This window comes from Streptomyces sp. NPDC002092 (assembly GCF_053593775.1).
Map to the genome: position 1 here is coordinate 146,608 of NZ_JBSFDG010000001.1, position 15,279 is coordinate 161,886.

The following is a 15,279-nucleotide window of genomic DNA, read 5'->3' on the forward strand; positions in this document are numbered from 1 at the left end:
CGGCGTTCAGCTCCACGCCCCAAAGGGGCGCGGGGCTGTATCGATATGCGGCTCCGCCGTGTGGGCGCGACCAGCCACGACGATGCCGCAGACGAAAGACAACGGCCAGCGCTCAGCCCAAAGACCTCTCGATCGAGCTCAACGGCAACGCATACAACATCCGCCCGCCCTGAGACCACACCTCACCGGTCTCCTCCCAGTAAGAGAGGGCCCCGGAGGGTCCGGCCCAGCACCGGTTCGTCCCGTCCGCCCCGCACCGCGTGGCCTTCGCGCCGCGCTCGTTCTGCCGCCACAAGGTGCCGTGGCCGTCCCTGGTGTCCGCCGCGTGGACCAGGTACCACTGTGACGCGTACGACAGGACCCCGCCGACGCCGGCCGTCTTCGTCTCGTACGCCTCGGTCGCGGTCGCGCGTCCCGCGGGATCGGTGGCCAGCAGGCCGGCGCGGGACGGGTCGCTGCTGAACGCGTAACGCCACAGCCGGGTGTGCCGACCGCTGTCCGTGGGCACCCACTCGCTCGCCACCAGGCTGTCCGGCGCGGTGCTGCGGTCGAGGGAGATCGCCGCCGGGAGTGCGCTCCCACCGGTGAACCGGTACGAGCCGACGGCCGGCAGGACGTACCGTGCGCCGTCCGCGGCCCAGCCGTCGCGCACCCTGCCGACCGCGCGGCTGTCGACGGTGGCCCGCTGGATGCGGTGCATGTCGTACACGTACAGCCCGTCCGCGGCGGTGACCAGGAGCTTGTCCTGGTACCAGACCATGCCGGAGACGGGGGAGGTGAGCCCGCGGTAGTCGCGGCCGCCGTCCACGGGGACGGCGAGGGTCGCCCAGGCGTAGGTGAGGCGGTCGGGGTCGCTCGCGTCGACGAAGGCGACCCGGGCGAGACCCGGCTTCGCCGACCTGCCCGCCTGGTGGGTCCAGCCGGAGAGGATCACACGGCGGTCGCCCCAGTGGCCGTCGTCGTCCGCGTCCCCGGAGGTGGTGACCGCGCCGGCCCGCCAGCCGCGGGTGTCGGCGGCGTCCCAGCAGTACGCCCGCGTGGCCGCGGGCGCCACGGGCAGCGCCGTGCGCTCCCCGGTCGTACAGTCGGCCGCGCCCAGCAGGGAGTGGTCGGCGTCGTCGAGAACGGTGCTCACGCCGACGGGCCTGCCCATGGCGGCGGCGAGCCGGTCGAGGACGCTGCGCGGCACCAGCCGCTCCTGGAGCCGCAGCCCGGTCGTCCGCTCGGACGCGGCAAGGGCCTTGAGGGCGCCCGGCCTGTCGCCGACCGTGGCCTGTGAGGCACTGATCATGGTGGCGGCGGCGGTGAGCGCGAGGGCGGTCCCGGCGAGGAAGGCGCGCAGCGCACGGCCCCGCTTCTGCCTGCGGTGTCGGCCACGTTGCTTCATACGTCCTCCCGAGGCGGGCCAACTACGGCCATTGGTCCGTGTGTTGACCAAAGGAGCAGGTGGGGCGGCCCGTAGAGGGATGCTACGGCAGTCCGGGGCGGTAGGGCACGAAGACCGTGCAAATATGCGGAAGATACGGCCGTGTGGTCACTGAGGGGCATGTGTCGGACACGGTCAGGGTATGTCGGCCTGCTGCCGTACGTTGATCACCGCCGGTGCCGTCGACTGCGGCAGCAGATCGCGCGGATCGGCCGGCAGGAGCAGCTCCACCTCCGCGTCCTCCGCGAAGCGGTACGGCCGGTGCTCCAGCAACCCGCCGAGATAGCGCCGTACGCGCGACATCTCGGCGCGCACCGTCACCGTGCGGGCCGGGTCGCCGAACACCTCCGCGGCCAGGCCCGCCGCGCTGCGGCCACCGCGCTGCAGGGCGAGCAGATAGAGCAATTCGGCGTGCCGGGGGCTGAGTTCGTGGCTCCAGGAGCCCGCGGACCCGGACACCGTGACCGACCAGCGGCGCGACTGCGTCAGGTCCAGCACGATGCGCGTGGCGCCACGCGGCACCGGCTCGTCCGTGGCCCGCACCAGCCAGCCCTCGGCCAGCGGCTCCACCGAGCACAGACCGAGCGGCGGCAGCCACCGGCGGCCCGCCGTCAGGGACTTGGGCAGGGCGATCCGGCTGGTGTACGGCATCCCGGTCACCGCCGCGGTCCAGCCGTCCCGGTCCACCGCCAGGGCTCGGCCGCCGACCCGGGACAGCACCGGTGCGGCCACCGCGCGCAGCCGCTCCAGCGAGGTCAGATGCAGCTCGCGCAGCCGGGCCTCGGCGAGCTTGGCAACCGAGTCCACCCAGGCGAGCGTGGCCGGGTGCATCGTCTCCAGCGGTCCGCTCACGTCCACGACACCGATCAGCCGGCCGTCGCGCGGGTCGGTGATGGGCGCGCCGGTACAGGTCCAGGAGGTCTGCGAGCGCACGAAGTGCTCGGAGGCGAAGACCTGCACGGGCCGGCGCACCACCGCCGGGGTGCCGATGCCGTTCGTGCCGACGACGTCCTCCCGCCAGTCGGCGCCCAGTTCGAAGCCGAGCCCGTCCGCCTTGCGCAGTACGGCCGGGCTGCCCTCGCGCCACAGCACCCGGCCGTCCGCGTCGGCGACCACCATGATGTGGTGGGCGACGTCCGCGACCGACAGCAGCCCCTCCCGCAACACCGGCAGGACGTGCCGCAGCGTCGTGCTCTCCCGGCGCCGCCGCACCTCGTCGGAGGGCAGCAGCCGGGAACGGTGGTCGCGTTCGGGGTCGATGCCGCTGCGCAGCATGCGCCCCCAGGACTGCTCGATCACCGGGCGCGGCGCGACGGGGGTGCGCTGCCCGGAGAGCCTGGCGGCGCGGACCTCGCTGAGTACCCGAGCCGCGCGCGCCGTGTCGACCACGGCGAGCTGCGTCACGTCCGTCGGCGGGTGCGCCACGGGGCCTCCCGGAAGAAGGGCTCGGGACAACCGGTTTCTCGCCGTGTTTCGGCCACGGAGCCGGAGTCGTCCGTACTGTCCGTCCATAGTGCCGTCCGTTCCCGGCGGAAGGGCCCACTCCAGCCGCAGACAGCAGCAAGTTGCAACCCCTTGCAACCCTGGTGGACCGGCTCCTGCTTGATTGAACATTGAGCAACGCCGTCCCGAGCGGCGTTCGTGGCCTCGAACGGGCCGGTTGGGCGGGGGTGGTGCCGTGTCGGCGCAGCACCACCCCCGTACGACATGAGCCCAGGTCAGGACACCGGCCGGGCCCGCTCCACCACCGACGCGAGGTCCAGGGTGTGGGGCAGCGTCCCGAAGGCCGCGCCCCCGTCGCCGCCCAGTCGTGCGGCGCAGAAGGCGTCGGCCACCTCCGGCGGGGCGTACCGGACGAGCAGCGAACCCTGCAGCACCAGCGCGAGCCGCTCCGTCAGCCGCCGGGCCCGCCCCTCGATCCCGTCCAGGTCGGCCAGCTCGGTCAGCAGGTCCTTGACCGCGGCGTCCAGGCGGTGGTCGGCGCCGCGGGCCTTGCCGACCTCCTGGAGATAGGCGTTGAGCGCCTGCGGCTCGCGCTGCAGGGCGCGCAGCACGTCCAGCGCCTGTACGTTACCGGCGCCCTCCCAGATCGAGTTGAGCGGCGACTCGCGCACCAGCCGGGGCAGCCCCGACTCCTCGACGTAACCGTTGCCGCCCAGGCACTCGGCGGCCTCCACCGCGACCGGCGTGCAACGCTTGGTCACCCAGTACTTGGCGGCCGGTACGGCGATCCGCAGCAGGGCCCGCTCCTGCTCGCTCCCGTCGTCACAGGCGGCGGCGAGACGCAGCGCGAGCGTGGTCGCCGCCTCGGACTCCAGCGCGAGGTCGGCCAGCACGTTGCGCATCAGCGGCTTGTCGACCAGCTTCGCGCCGAACGCCTCCCGGTAGGTGCAGTGGTGCACGGCCTGCGCGACCGCCTGCCGCATCAGGCCCGCCGAGCCCAGCACGCAGTCCAGCCGGGTCGCCGCCACCATGTCGATGATGGTCCGCACGCCGCGCCCCTCCTCGCCGACCCGGCGGGCCCAGGTGCCGTCGAACTCGACCTCGCCGGAGGCGTTGGAGCGGTTGCCGAGCTTGTCCTTGAGCCGCTGGATCAGGAAGACGTTGCGGGAGCCGTCCTCCAGGACACGCGGCACGAGGAAGCAGGTGAGCCCGTCCGGAGCCTGGGCGAGCACCAGAAAACCGTCGGACATCGGGGCCGAGCAGAACCACTTGTGCCCGGTGAGCTCGTACGTTCCTTCCTCGGCGAGGGGCCGTGCAGCCGTCGTGTTGGCGCGTACGTCGCTGCCGCCCTGCTTCTCCGTCATGCCCATCCCGAACAGCGACCCGGCCTTGAGGCGGGCGGGCCGCAGCTCGCGGTCGTAGACCATGGACGTGAGCCGCGGCTCCCATTCGGCGGCGAGGGCCGGGTCGGTGCGCAGGGCGGGTACGGCCGCGTGGGTCATCGACAGGGGGCAGAGGTTCCCGGCCTCGACCTGCGTCCACACCAGGAACGCGGCGGCTCGGCGGACGTGGCCGCCGGGCCGGGCCCAGGCCGCGGTCAGCCCCGCCGCGACACCCTTGCCGAGCAGGCGGTGCCAGGCGGGGTGGAAGTCGACCTCGTCGACGCGGTGGCCGTGGCGGTCGTGGGTGCGCAGCCGGGGCGGGTTCTCGTTGGCCTGGACCGCCCATTCCTGCAGCTGCGCCGAACCGGAGGCCCGGCCGAGCGCGGCCAGGTCGCCGTGCGCCTCGTCGAGCAGCTCGGGGTCCAGGTGCCGTTCGACGGCCTCGGTGAGGGCGCGGTCGGCGCCGAAGAGGTCGTAGTCGGTCAGGGGCGGGGGCTGGTTGGTCACGGTGTGGGTGCGGCGTGCCATGCGGCGAACGTACCCCCGGGCGGTGTCGTGAGCCAGCAGGGGGCTGCGTCCCTGGACCCCCGATGGGCCGGGGGATGAGCGCACTCGGCCACGGCGGATACCGTTAGGTCGTGCAGTCAGCAAGTGAATCGCCGCAGAGCAGCTCCCCCTCCGGGCGTCTCCACCGGGCACGTGCCCTCTATCGGAACGTCTCGAAGCGCAGGACTGCCTGGCTGCTGCTCAAGGACACGGTCAACTCGTGCATGGAGTACCGCATCCTGGGCCTCGCGGCCGAGGCCGCGTTCTTCACGCTGCTGTCCGTGCCTCCCCTGCTGCTGAGCCTGATCGGCCTGCTCGGCTACGTCGACGCCTGGACCGGCGCCCACTCCATCGCCAGCCTGGAGAACAACATCCTGGAGGCGTCCCGCACGGTCCTGTCCGACAAGGGCGTCCACGAGATCGCCCAGCCGATCCTGCACGACGTCATGAAGGGCGGCCGGCCCGACGTCATCTCCATCGGCTTCCTGTTCGCCCTGTGGTCGGGCTCCCGCGCGGTGAACGTCTTCATCGACACCATCACCGTGATGTACGGCCTCGACGGCGTCCGCGGCATCGTGAAGACCCGCCTGCTGTCGTTCGCGCTGTTCATCGTGGCCCTGCTGATCGGTTCGGTCGCGCTGCCGCTGATGGTGGCCGGGCCGGACGCGGTGGTGAACGTCGTGCCGTGGTCGACGACCGTCGTACAGGTCCTGTACTGGCCCGTGGTCATCGTCCTGTCGATCGCGTTCCTGACCACGCTGTACCACGTGTCCGTGCCCGTCCGCTCCCCGTGGATCGAGGACGTGCCCGGCGCCCTGGTCGCCCTCGCGATGTGGGTGCTCGGCAGCTTCCTGCTGCGCATCTACCTGACCAGCACGGTCGAGGGCCCCACCATCTACGGCTCGCTCGCCGCACCCGTCGCCGTACTGCTGTGGATCGGTGTGTCCGCGTTCGCCGTCCTCGTCGGGGCCGCGGTCAACGCCGCGATCGACCGGGTCTGGCCGGCCGCCGCGACCGCCGCCGCCCGCGCCGCCAACGAGCGGCTGCGCGAGGTGCAACTGGCCGAACACGTGGCCCGCGCGGCCGCCGGCCACGAAACCGACCCGACCGACCCGGACATGCCCTCCGAGTTCCCGGAACGCTGGTCCCGCTTCCTGCCCCCGGAGGACGTGACGTCGAGGCTGCGGACACATGTGAAGAGCACCCACCCGCCCCACAAACACGACGGTTCGTGAGGCGCCCTGAAGGGGCGCGGGCGGTGTCGATCTGAACGGCTCATTCCCGTGAGCGGGCGTCTACGCTCACGGCATGGACCCCCTTGCAGGTCTCCTCGACGGACCCCGCGCGCGGGGCGCCTTCATGATCCGGGCGTGTTTCGAACCGCCCTGGTGCGTACGGATCGAGGACCGCGCCCCGCTCACCGTCATGCTGATGGTCCGCGGCGAGGCGTGGATCATGCCGGACGCGGGCGAGCGAAGCGAGATGGGGTTCCCCCCGGCCGAAGGCTGGGGGAGGGTGCTGCTGCGGTCCGGCGACCTCGCCATCGCGCGCGGCCCGGACCCGTACACCTGCGCCGACGACCCCGAGACGGAACCGCAGGCGCTGATCCTGCCGGGGGCCGAGTGCCGCTACCCCGACGGGCGTTCCCTCAACGGCGTCATGGACCTGGGTGTGCGCACCTGGGGCGACCGGCTCGACGGGCCGGCCGTGCTGCTGATCGGCACCTATCTGTGGCAGGGCGAGGTCAGCGGGCGGCTGCTGGACGCCCTGCCGCCGCTGCTGTCCCTCACGCCCGAGGTGTGGGACTGCCCGCTCACCCCGCTCCCCGCTCCTCATGGAGGAGATCGTGCGGGACGAGCCGGGCCAGGAGGTCGTCCTGGACCGCCTCCTCGACCTGCTCGTCATCGCCGCGCTCAGGGCCTGGTTCGCCCGCCCTGAGGCGGAGGCACCGGCCTGGTACCGGGCGCTGGCGGACCCCGTGGTGGGCCGGGTCGTCCGCCTCCTCCACGACGACCCCGCCCACCCGTGGACGGTCGCCTCCCTCGCGGCCAATGCGGGAGTCTCCCGGGCCGCACTCGCCCGCCGCTTCACCGGCCTCCTGGGCGAGCCCCCGATGACGTACCTGACCGGCCGGCGCCTGGCCCTGGCCGCCGACCGGCTGCGCGACACCGACGACACCCTGGAGGCGATCGCCCGCCAGGTCGGATACGGCAGCGCCTTCGCACTGTCCAGCGCCTTCAAGCGGGTGTACGGCGTGAGCCCGCAGGAGCACCGGACGCGGACGGCGTAGCCTTCCGTACGTGTACACGGAGAGGGCGTCCCGGCTGACCGGGGCCGTCGTGTGGACGAACACGCCGTCCGAGGCGGGAGCCGGACGGGTGCTGCCCGACGGCTGCATGGACCTGCTGTGGCACCAGGGCCGGCTGCTGGTCGCGGGGCCCGACACTCATGCCTACGTCACCGCGGACGAGCCGGGAGTGTGGGTAGGCGTCCGCTTCTACCCCGGCACCGCACCCGCTCTCCTGGGCGTGCCCGCGCACGAGCTGCGCGACCGGCGCGTGGCGCTCGGCGAACTGCGGCCGGCCGCGGAGGTCCGCCGTCTCACCGCCCGCGTGAACGCCGCCGCCGAACCGGCAGACGGACTGGAGGAGCTGGCGCTGCGGCTCGCCGCCGACACCGAACCCCCCGACCCGCTGCTGCGGCACCTCGTGACCGCCCTCGGCGAGGGCCGCCCGGTCGCGGCCACCGCCGACGAACTCGGTCTGGGCGCCCGCCAGTTGCACCGCCGCTCCCTGGCCGCCTTCGGTTACGGCCCCAAGACGCTGGCCCGGGTGCTGCGGCTGCAGCGGGCGCTGGGGCTGGCCCGGGAAGGGGTGCCGTTCGCGGAGACGGCGGCCCGGGCCGGGTTCGCCGACCAGGCCCATCTGGCCCGCGACGTCAAGGAGTTGGCGGGGCTGCGGCTCGGGCAGCTACTCGGCGGCGGGTAGCTGCGCGAACAGGTCGACGCCGTTGCCGTCCGGGTCGTGCACGACGGCGTACCGCATCCCCCAGAAGGCGTCCCACGGCTTGAGTTCGCCGTGGTACCCGGCGCCCACGAGGCCCTCGTAGACGGAGTCGACCTCGGCGGGCGACCCGCACCCGAAGGCGAGCGAGATCCGGCCGCGGGCGGTCGGCGGCTGCCACCCCGGGTAGAAGGAACGGACGGTCTCCTCGGGATCCAGGGCGAGGGTCAGCCCGCCGGGCAGTTCGGCCTCGACATGCGGCTGGTCCTCGGAGCCCTCGGGGAAGACGAGCCCGAGGCGACGGTAGAAGGCGAGCGAGGCGGCCAGGTCGGAGACGACCAGGCCGACCACGGCGAATCGTGGAGTCATGCCGTCACCGTAGGCAGCACCCCGGCGGCCGGTCTTGAAGGAATCGGACGCCCTCAGCCGAAGGTCACCGGCCCGCGAGGGGTGTCCACCGTGAACGAGAGACCCACCGGCCCCTCGGTCACGACCAGCTCGGCTTCGACGGCGGCCAGCAAAGGGCGTATCTCGTCCGGGTCCGGGGCAGTCGCCGACAACCGGAGCAGGGGAGTGACGGGCAGCCCCGCAGCCGTCGGGTGCACCGAGGACCCCCAGTCGATGAGAAAGGGAACGAGACCGGACGGATGCGCGGTGTCACCATCGGTCAGGCGCCACTCCAGCAGCGTCCCGTCCGGCCGACGACGACTCATCGGCCGCACCGGCCCGGGGTCATACCCCCGCACCCGCGCAGCCACGACCGCCGCATCCAGATCCGGCGGACTGATCGCCCAGGTCACCGTACGCGCCGAGACCAACTGATCGACATCGAACGGCCGGGGCCCCTGCGGCCCGGCCTGCTCCGGATCCGGACCGATGATCTCCAGATAGCTGGAACCCCCCAGTGACACCAGATGGTTACGCGTACCGAACCCGACATGCGCCCCACCGGGCGCGGGCGTCACACCGGTCCGCCGGGCGAAGTCGGCGACGGTCGCCGCGAGTTCGGGGGTCGCAAGAACGAGATGGTCCAGATGCGCAGGAATGGCGTTCATCGAAGCCGAGGCTACGCAGGGCAGCCGTCGAGATGGAACACCTGTGCGGCGGAACTGATGCAGCCGGGGGTGCGGCAGCGCCCTTCAGGGGCGCGGGGCTGTATCGATGTGCGGCTCCGCCGCGTGGGCGCGACCAGCCCCCACACGGCCGCAGACAACCAACGACCCACACCGGCCCTACCGCCGGAGGCACCCCGTACTGGCCCGCTCCACCAGCCGAGTGGACAACTCCGTACGCGTCCCCTCCGGACGATCCCCCGCCATCATCCGCACAAGCAGGTGCAACGCCCCCGCCGCCATCTCCGACAGCGGCTGCCGGATCGTGGTCAGAGCGGGAGCGATCCAGCGGGACTCGGGCAGGTCGTCGAAGCCCACCACGCTGATGTCGTCCGGGACCCGCAAGCCCCGTGCGGCCAGGGCCCTGTACACCCCGAGGGCCATGTGGTCGGAGCAGACGAAGACCGCCGTCGGCGGCTCGGGCAGGTCCAGGAGGTCCAGCATGCGCCGATGCGCGACGCTCTCGTCGAAGCCGGCGTGCCGGACGTACTCCGGCCGATGCCGCACCCCCGCCGACGCGAGCGCCGAGCGGTACCCGGCGACCCGGGCGCTGCTGCACATCTTGCGCTGGTGGCCGGCGATGACGGCGATGCGTTCGTGGCCGAGCGAGAGCAGGTGCTCGGTCGCGGTGACCCCGCCCTGCCAGTTCGCCGCGCCCACCGAGACCACGCCCGGCGGCGGTTCGAGGACCGGGTCGATCAGGACGTACGGGATGCGGTGCGTGTCCAGCCAGGCGTACTGCGAGGGTGTCAGCTCGGCCAGGTTGAACAGCACGCCGGACGAGCCGCGCGCGATCAGCTTGTCCAGCCAGCCGCGCTCCGGGCGCCCGCCACGGGTCCGGGTGAGCCCCGCCGAGACGACCACCTCGAGACCCACGTCGTGCGCCGCCGCCTCCACACCCTGCAGCACCGCCCCCGACCAGGAACTGTCGAGCGAGTGCACCACCAGGTCGACCAGCCCCGGCACCTTCGCCGCGTCGAACCGGGGTCTGCGGACGTAGCCGAGCCGGTCCAGTGCCTCGGTGACACGACGGCGCGTCTCAGGAGCCACGTCCTCACGGCCGTTGACCACCTTGGACGCGGTCGGCACGGACACCCCCGCCTCGCGGGCCACGACCGCCAGCGTCGGCCCGGCAGCCACGCTCGCACTCCCCGTGCGGACCATCGGGAACCGCCTCTCCGGCCCGCCCGAGGGCCATGAAAGTTTCGACCAGCGCGGAAACAGTAAGCGCTTCCTACACTAAGTTCACCGGATCACGTCGGGAAGAGGCCGGACTTCGCAGGTCTTCGCGGTTTCAGACTTTCGAAACTTCGAACGCGGCTGTAGTCGTCGCCGACCAGGAGGAGCTACCAGCAGACCAGCCGAAAGCCGGTGAAGTCGGCCGTGAATTCCGCGTCCACCAGGTCCACGGCATGGATGCCCGCCATCGAACCCGTGAAACGGAGCCTGGAACCGTGGTCGTCGGAGAGCCTGCCGAAGTCCAACGGCTCCCCGACCGGCACCCGCACCCCGCCCCGCACCCACCAGAACCGCGCCTCGGCCCCGTCGGTCGTCACGCCCAGCGCCACCGGAGCATCCGCGTCGACGTCCACCACGGCCACCGTCCGCGTGCCGGCCTCGTCACGCTCCGCGAGCCGCAGCACCGTACGGCCTTCGCCCCGCCACTGCTGCCCGCGCTGACCTTCGCCCCCGGGCTCCGCCCAGGTCAGGTCCAGGCTCAGATACGCCTCCGCGTCGTACCGGAGCACCAGCCCCGCGGCCTGCGTGAAGGTGTCCGGCCGCGCCTGCACGGTGACCTCGGCCTCCGCGCGGTGCTCCGTGATCCGCTGGGCCAGCAGGCTGTGCGCCCACCGCGACTCGGGCCCGTGCCGGCCGCGCAGCCGGATCCAGCCCGGACGGCTCGCGGTGTCCGCCCAGGACGGGTCAGGGGCCGCGCGCAGGGTGCTCCACGGCCAGCCCAACGGGCCGTCGGGGTCCGCGGGTTGCCGCGGAGACGGCTTCGCACCGGAGTCGGCGAGAGGAGGCGGCAGCGGCTCGGGACGGGTCGGTACGTCGACCTCGACGGCCGGATGCCAACCCCCGTGCGGCATCCTCGGCCAGCCGTCCTCGTCCCAAGTCACCGCCTGGATCGCCGTCTCCCGGCCCAGCGTGCAGCGCGGGCCCTGCGGCGTCCGTACCGGGCGGGCCGTCAGGTGGCTGAGCACCCACTCCCCGCCCGGAGTCTGCACCAGTTCGGCGTGCCCGGCCTTCTGCAACGGCAGTGATGCGTCGTCGCGCGAGGTCAGCAGCGGCCGGTCGTCGAGTTCGTACGGGCCGGTGATCGTGCGAGCGCGGGCCACCCGCACACCGTGCTCGAAGCCAGTGCCGCCCTCCGCCAGCACCAGGTAGTACCAGCCCTCCCGCCACAGCAACTTCGGGCCCTCGACGAGCCGTTCGTGCTGCAGCAGCAGGTGGGTGCCACCGACCGGGTTCAGCGTCTCCCGGTTCAGCTCGGTCAGGACGATCCCGGCGAACCGGCGTCCCCCCGGCCGGTGGTCGTTCTGGAGGTTGAGCAGCCACAGCCTGCCCTCGTGGTGGAAGAGCGCGGGGTCGAAGCCATGGCTCCTGATCCGCTTCGGGGCCGTCCACTCGCCGCTCACCTCGGTGGCCGTGCTGACGTAGGTGTCGGTGTCGAAGTACGGCGTCCCCACCGACCGGACGACCGAGTACACCACCCAGAACCGCTCGCCGTCCCAGCTCAGCGAAGGTGCCCAGATGCCGCCCGAGTCCGGCACCCCGGCCAGCGAGTCGCCGGGGGCGGCGCCGCGCACATGGCCCGCGTACTCCCAGTGGGCCAGGTCCCGCGAACGGTGCAGGGGAATGGTGGGGAACCACTCGAAGGAACTCGTCGCCACGTAGTACCACTCACCGACCCGGACCAGCGAAGGATCGGGGGCGAAGCCGCGGATGACGGGGTTGTGCAGCAGCGTCACGTCAGGGCTCCACATGGTGCTGGTGGACGGTCACTTGAGGGCCCCCAGCGTGACGCCCGTCCGCCAGTAGCGGCGCATCGCCACCATCATGATCGCCATCGGCACGATGGACAGCAGCGCACCGGTCAGCACCAGACCGGTCAGGTCGACCCCGGACTCGAGTCGCTTGCCGGACCAGTTGTACAGGCCGATGTTGAGGGTCCAGTTGTTCTCGCCGCGCAGGACGGTCAGCGGGAGGAAGAAGGCGTTCCAGGTGTTGACGAAGGCCAGCAGGAAGACGGTCGCCCCGCCCGTGGTCATCATCCGCAGCACGATGCTGAAGAAGATCCTGAGCTCACCGGCGCCGTCGATACGGGCCGCCTCCAGCAGCTCGTACGGGATCGTGGCTTCGGTGTAGACCTTCGCGAGGTACACGCTGAACGGGTTGATCAGACAGGGGATCAGCATCGCCCAGGGCGTGTCGACCATGCCGATCTGCGAGAACAGCAGATACAGCGGCAGCGTGAGCAGCGCGATCGGGATCAGGAACGAGCCGACCACACACGCGAACACCAGGTTCCGGCCAGGGAACTGGAAGCGGGCGAGACCGTAGCCCGTGGCGAGGGCGAGCAGGGTGCCGCCGAGCGAGCCGACCCCTGCGTACAGGAGGGAGTTGGCGGTCCAGCGCAGGAAGATGCCGTGCTCGTAGGTGAACAGCTGGCGCAGGTTGCCCCAGAGGTGCCAGCCGGAGAACCACAGGCCGTTGCTCTGGTAGAGGCCGACGCGGTCCTTGGTGGCGGCGACGATCAGCCACCAGACGGGGAAGAGGCTGTAGACACTGGCCAGGCTCAGGCCGACGAGGAGGAAACGCTGGCCGCCGCGTGAACGGGCCGCCGGGTCCGGGCGGCCCAGGCGCCGTACGGCATGCGGCCGGGTGCGTTCTTCGGTGAGCGTCATCAGTCCGCCTCCTTTGCGGTCAGCCGGTAGAAGAGGAAGGAGGCGACGCCGAGGAAGAGGGCGAGCAGCACCGACAGGGCCGCGGCGTAGTGGTAGTTGCCGGCGTTGAACGCCTGGTTGTAGATGATCATGATCGGGGTGAAGCTGTCGCTGACCGTCTGCGGGGTGATGTTCCTGAACAGCGCGGGCTCGTTGAAGATCTGCAGCATCTGGATGATCGACAGCATGCCGGTCAGCACCAACGCACCCCGTACGAACGGGATCTTGATGCTGAGCGCGATCCGCCCCTCGGAGGCGCCGTCGAGCCGCGCCGCCTCGAACAGCTCACGCGGGACGCCCTGCAACGCCGAGTAGATGATCACCATGTTGTAGCCGACGCCGTGCCAGGTGAGCAGATTGCCGATGGACGGCCACACCATCGACGGCGCGAAGAAGTTCCAGTCGAAGCCGAACACCTTGCCCAGCGGGGTCAGCGGGCCGACGTCCGGGCTGTACAGGTTGATCCACACGAGCGCGGCGACCACGCCGGGGATCATGTACGGCACCAGGAGCAGGATCCGGAACCGCCCGGCCACCTTCGAGGCCAGCATGTCCAGAAACAGCGCCAGTACGAGGCTGATCAGCAGCATCACCGGGATCTGTAGGCAGGCGAACAGCACCACCCGCAGCACCGAGCCCATGAACGCCGAGTCGGTCAGGCCGTGCTGGTAGTTGTCCAGCCCGGCGAACTCCTCCGTCGAGCCGCCGAGCCCGAGCCCGGACTGCTGCTCGCGGTAGAGCGACTGGTGGACCGCGTAGCCGATCGGGAGCAGATAGAGGAAGACGAAGCCGAGCTGGAAGGGCACCGTGAAGGCGGCACCCTTCCAGCGCAGTGAGCGAATCATCGGTTCTCGACCCCGGCCTCTAGCCCTTGACGCTGATGCCGCGGGACTTCAGGTCCTTGACCGTCCAGTCCTGCATGTGCGCCAGCAGATCGGTGACCTTCTCCTCCTTGCTCACGACCTTCGCCCAGCCGGCCTGCATCTCGGTGAACATGGCGGTCCAGTCCGGCCCGAAGGTCCAGTCCGTGGTGATGGTGTTCAGGCTGTCGGTGACCACCTTCTGCGCGGGCTGGTAGTTCTTGCCGAGCAGTTTGTCGGAGATCGCCTCACCGACGTACGCGTTGGAGTCGGCGAGCGCCGGCATCACGCCGTTGCCGGTGGTCGGGCTCGCCATGGTCTTCACCGCGCCGGTGTCGGTGGACATCCACAGCGCGGCCTCGGCGGCCTGCTCGACGTCCTTGCACTGCTTGGTCACCAGCGTCACGCTGCCGGTCAGATTGGTGCCGGCCGGCGTCCTGGCGGCCTCGCCCTGGTACGTCGGCCACGGTGACAGCGCCCACTTGCCGAAGGACTTGGTGAAGTTCTGCACCATGCCGGCCATCTGCCAGGTGGAGATCTGCCGGGTCGCGGTGCCCCCGTTGTCGTAGTTGCGCTGCACGGCCGCGTAGTCGGCGAAGGACAGCTTGGAGTCGAGGTCGTTGTCGATGATCTCCTGGATCACCTTCGCGGCCTTCAGGGTGCCCGCGTCCTGGAAGTCGACCTTCCAGGAGTTGCCGTCGATCGCGTACCAGTGGGCGCCGGCCTGCATGGCGAGCACCTCCAGGGTGCTGGGGTCCTCGCCGGCATAGTTGGTGATCTTGATGCCGTGCTTCTTCAGGACCTTGCCCGCGGCGATGAAGTCGTCCCAGGTGGCAGGGGGCTTGATGCCGTACTTGTCGAAGATGTCGGTGCGGTAGATCGTGAAGTCGGGTGCGGAGCTGGTGGGGACGCCATAGCTCCTGCCCTGCACCTGCGCGCTCGCCCAGGAACCGGCGTTGAACTTGTCCTTGCTCGACGAGACGTACTGGCTGATGTCGGCGAGCGCGCCCTGCGAGACCCAACTGGTCACGTACTCGGCGGTGTTCTGCACCAGGCAGGGCGCGTTGCCCGCCTTGACCGCGTTGGTCAGCTGCTTCTGCATGGTGAGCTGGTCGGTGACCTTGGTGTACTTGAGCTTGACGTCCTTGTGCGAGGCGTTGAACGCCTTGGCGACGGCTTCCTGACCGTTGGCCCAGCCCCAGAAGGGGAGGGTGACCGGGCCCGACGACTTGGTGCCGTCCCCGGAGTCCGATCCGCCGCAGGCGGAGAGCAGACCTGTGAGTGCGAGTCCCGCGACAGCGGCGTGGGCGAACCTTCTCCGGGAGCTGGTGAAGTTCATCTGACCGTGTTCCTTCGGAAGTTGGGCGTCTGGAGACAAGAAGACGGCGGCTCGGTGCAGGCCGGGAACGGCGGCCGGATCCGTCGGCTCGCGGCTGAGGGGGGTCGGCCGAGCGGAAGCTGTAGTAAGCGGTTGCCGTGAAGGTAGGCCGACAGGCTCGCCTGGAGCAAGGGGTGTGCGTGAACTTCTTACGCCAGCCTGAGAAATGTGCTGGTAGGCGAC

Annotated in this window: 12 protein-coding genes and 1 pseudogene; 3 read left to right on the top strand and 10 right to left on the bottom strand. The window is 71.2% G+C overall.

Annotated elements, in window-relative coordinates:
- Window positions 1-112 precede the first annotated feature (112 nt).
- The 3 genes from ACWCRD_RS00660 to ACWCRD_RS00670 form a co-directional block, all read right to left on the bottom strand.
- Window positions 113-1,387, bottom strand: a complete 1,275-nt coding sequence (locus ACWCRD_RS00660) for a hypothetical protein (protein ID WP_450963780.1) — start codon at window positions 1,385-1,387, stop codon at window positions 113-115.
- A 174-nt stretch (window positions 1,388-1,561) separates the two neighbouring features.
- On the bottom strand, window positions 1,562-2,851 hold the full coding sequence (locus tag ACWCRD_RS00665) for a GAF domain-containing protein (RefSeq protein ID WP_450963781.1): 1,290 nt from the start codon (window positions 2,849-2,851) through the stop codon (window positions 1,562-1,564).
- Window positions 2,852-3,144: 293 nt separating this feature from the next.
- Window positions 3,145-4,779 (bottom strand): acyl-CoA dehydrogenase family protein, encoded by a 1,635-nt coding sequence (locus ACWCRD_RS00670; protein WP_450963782.1) that lies wholly within the window; start codon window positions 4,777-4,779, stop codon window positions 3,145-3,147.
- 110 nt (window positions 4,780-4,889) lie between these two features.
- On the opposite strand from ACWCRD_RS00670, the gene ACWCRD_RS00675 reads away from it, so the two are divergent.
- The 3 genes and pseudogenes from ACWCRD_RS00675 (at window position 4,890) to ACWCRD_RS00685 (ending at window position 7,784) form a co-directional block, all read left to right on the top strand.
- Window positions 4,890-6,032 carry a YihY/virulence factor BrkB family protein gene (locus ACWCRD_RS00675; RefSeq protein WP_450963783.1) on the top strand — a complete coding sequence of 381 codons (1,143 nt, stop codon included), beginning with the start codon at window positions 4,890-4,892 and terminating at the stop codon, window positions 6,030-6,032.
- A 73-nt stretch (window positions 6,033-6,105) separates the two neighbouring features.
- A pseudogene (locus ACWCRD_RS00680) lies at window positions 6,106-7,087 on the top strand (cupin domain-containing protein).
- A gap of 10 nt (window positions 7,088-7,097) precedes the next feature.
- Entirely contained in the window at window positions 7,098-7,784 is a 687-nt protein-coding gene (locus ACWCRD_RS00685) for a DUF6597 domain-containing transcriptional factor (protein WP_450963784.1), read from the top strand.
- On the opposite strand, the gene ACWCRD_RS00690 is transcribed toward ACWCRD_RS00685, so the two are convergent.
- The 7 genes from ACWCRD_RS00690 to ACWCRD_RS00720 all read right to left on the bottom strand — a co-directional run bounded on the left by ACWCRD_RS00690 (window position 7,767) and on the right by ACWCRD_RS00720 (window position 15,057).
- Window positions 7,767-8,168: a VOC family protein gene (locus ACWCRD_RS00690; protein WP_450963785.1), complete on the bottom strand. Its 402-nt coding sequence runs from the start codon at window positions 8,166-8,168 to the stop codon at window positions 7,767-7,769. The genes ACWCRD_RS00685 and ACWCRD_RS00690 overlap by 18 nt on opposite strands.
- A 53-nt stretch (window positions 8,169-8,221) precedes the next feature.
- Entirely contained in the window at window positions 8,222-8,854 is a 633-nt protein-coding gene (locus ACWCRD_RS00695) for a VOC family protein (protein ID WP_450963786.1), read from the bottom strand.
- Between the two features lie 177 nt (window positions 8,855-9,031).
- Window positions 9,032-10,075 (bottom strand): LacI family DNA-binding transcriptional regulator, encoded by a 1,044-nt coding sequence (locus ACWCRD_RS00700; protein ID WP_450963787.1) that lies wholly within the window; start codon window positions 10,073-10,075, stop codon window positions 9,032-9,034.
- 182 nt (window positions 10,076-10,257) lie between these two features.
- The gene (locus ACWCRD_RS00705; RefSeq protein ID WP_450963788.1) at window positions 10,258-11,883 is read right to left on the bottom strand and encodes a family 43 glycosylhydrolase; all 1,626 of its coding nucleotides are present in this window, start codon (window positions 11,881-11,883) and stop codon (window positions 10,258-10,260) included.
- A gap of 30 nt (window positions 11,884-11,913) precedes the next feature.
- Complete coding sequence (locus ACWCRD_RS00710; RefSeq protein WP_450963789.1) at window positions 11,914-12,819, bottom strand: carbohydrate ABC transporter permease; 906 nt, start codon at window positions 12,817-12,819, stop codon at window positions 11,914-11,916.
- Window positions 12,819-13,703 (bottom strand): carbohydrate ABC transporter permease, encoded by an 885-nt coding sequence (locus ACWCRD_RS00715; protein WP_450963790.1) that lies wholly within the window; start codon window positions 13,701-13,703, stop codon window positions 12,819-12,821. The genes ACWCRD_RS00710 and ACWCRD_RS00715 overlap by 1 nt, the downstream gene beginning before the upstream one ends.
- 19 nt (window positions 13,704-13,722) lie before the next feature.
- Window positions 13,723-15,057 carry an ABC transporter substrate-binding protein gene (locus ACWCRD_RS00720; protein ID WP_450963791.1) on the bottom strand — a complete coding sequence of 445 codons (1,335 nt, stop codon included), beginning with the start codon at window positions 15,055-15,057 and terminating at the stop codon, window positions 13,723-13,725.
- Between the last annotated feature and the right edge of the window lie 222 nt (window positions 15,058-15,279).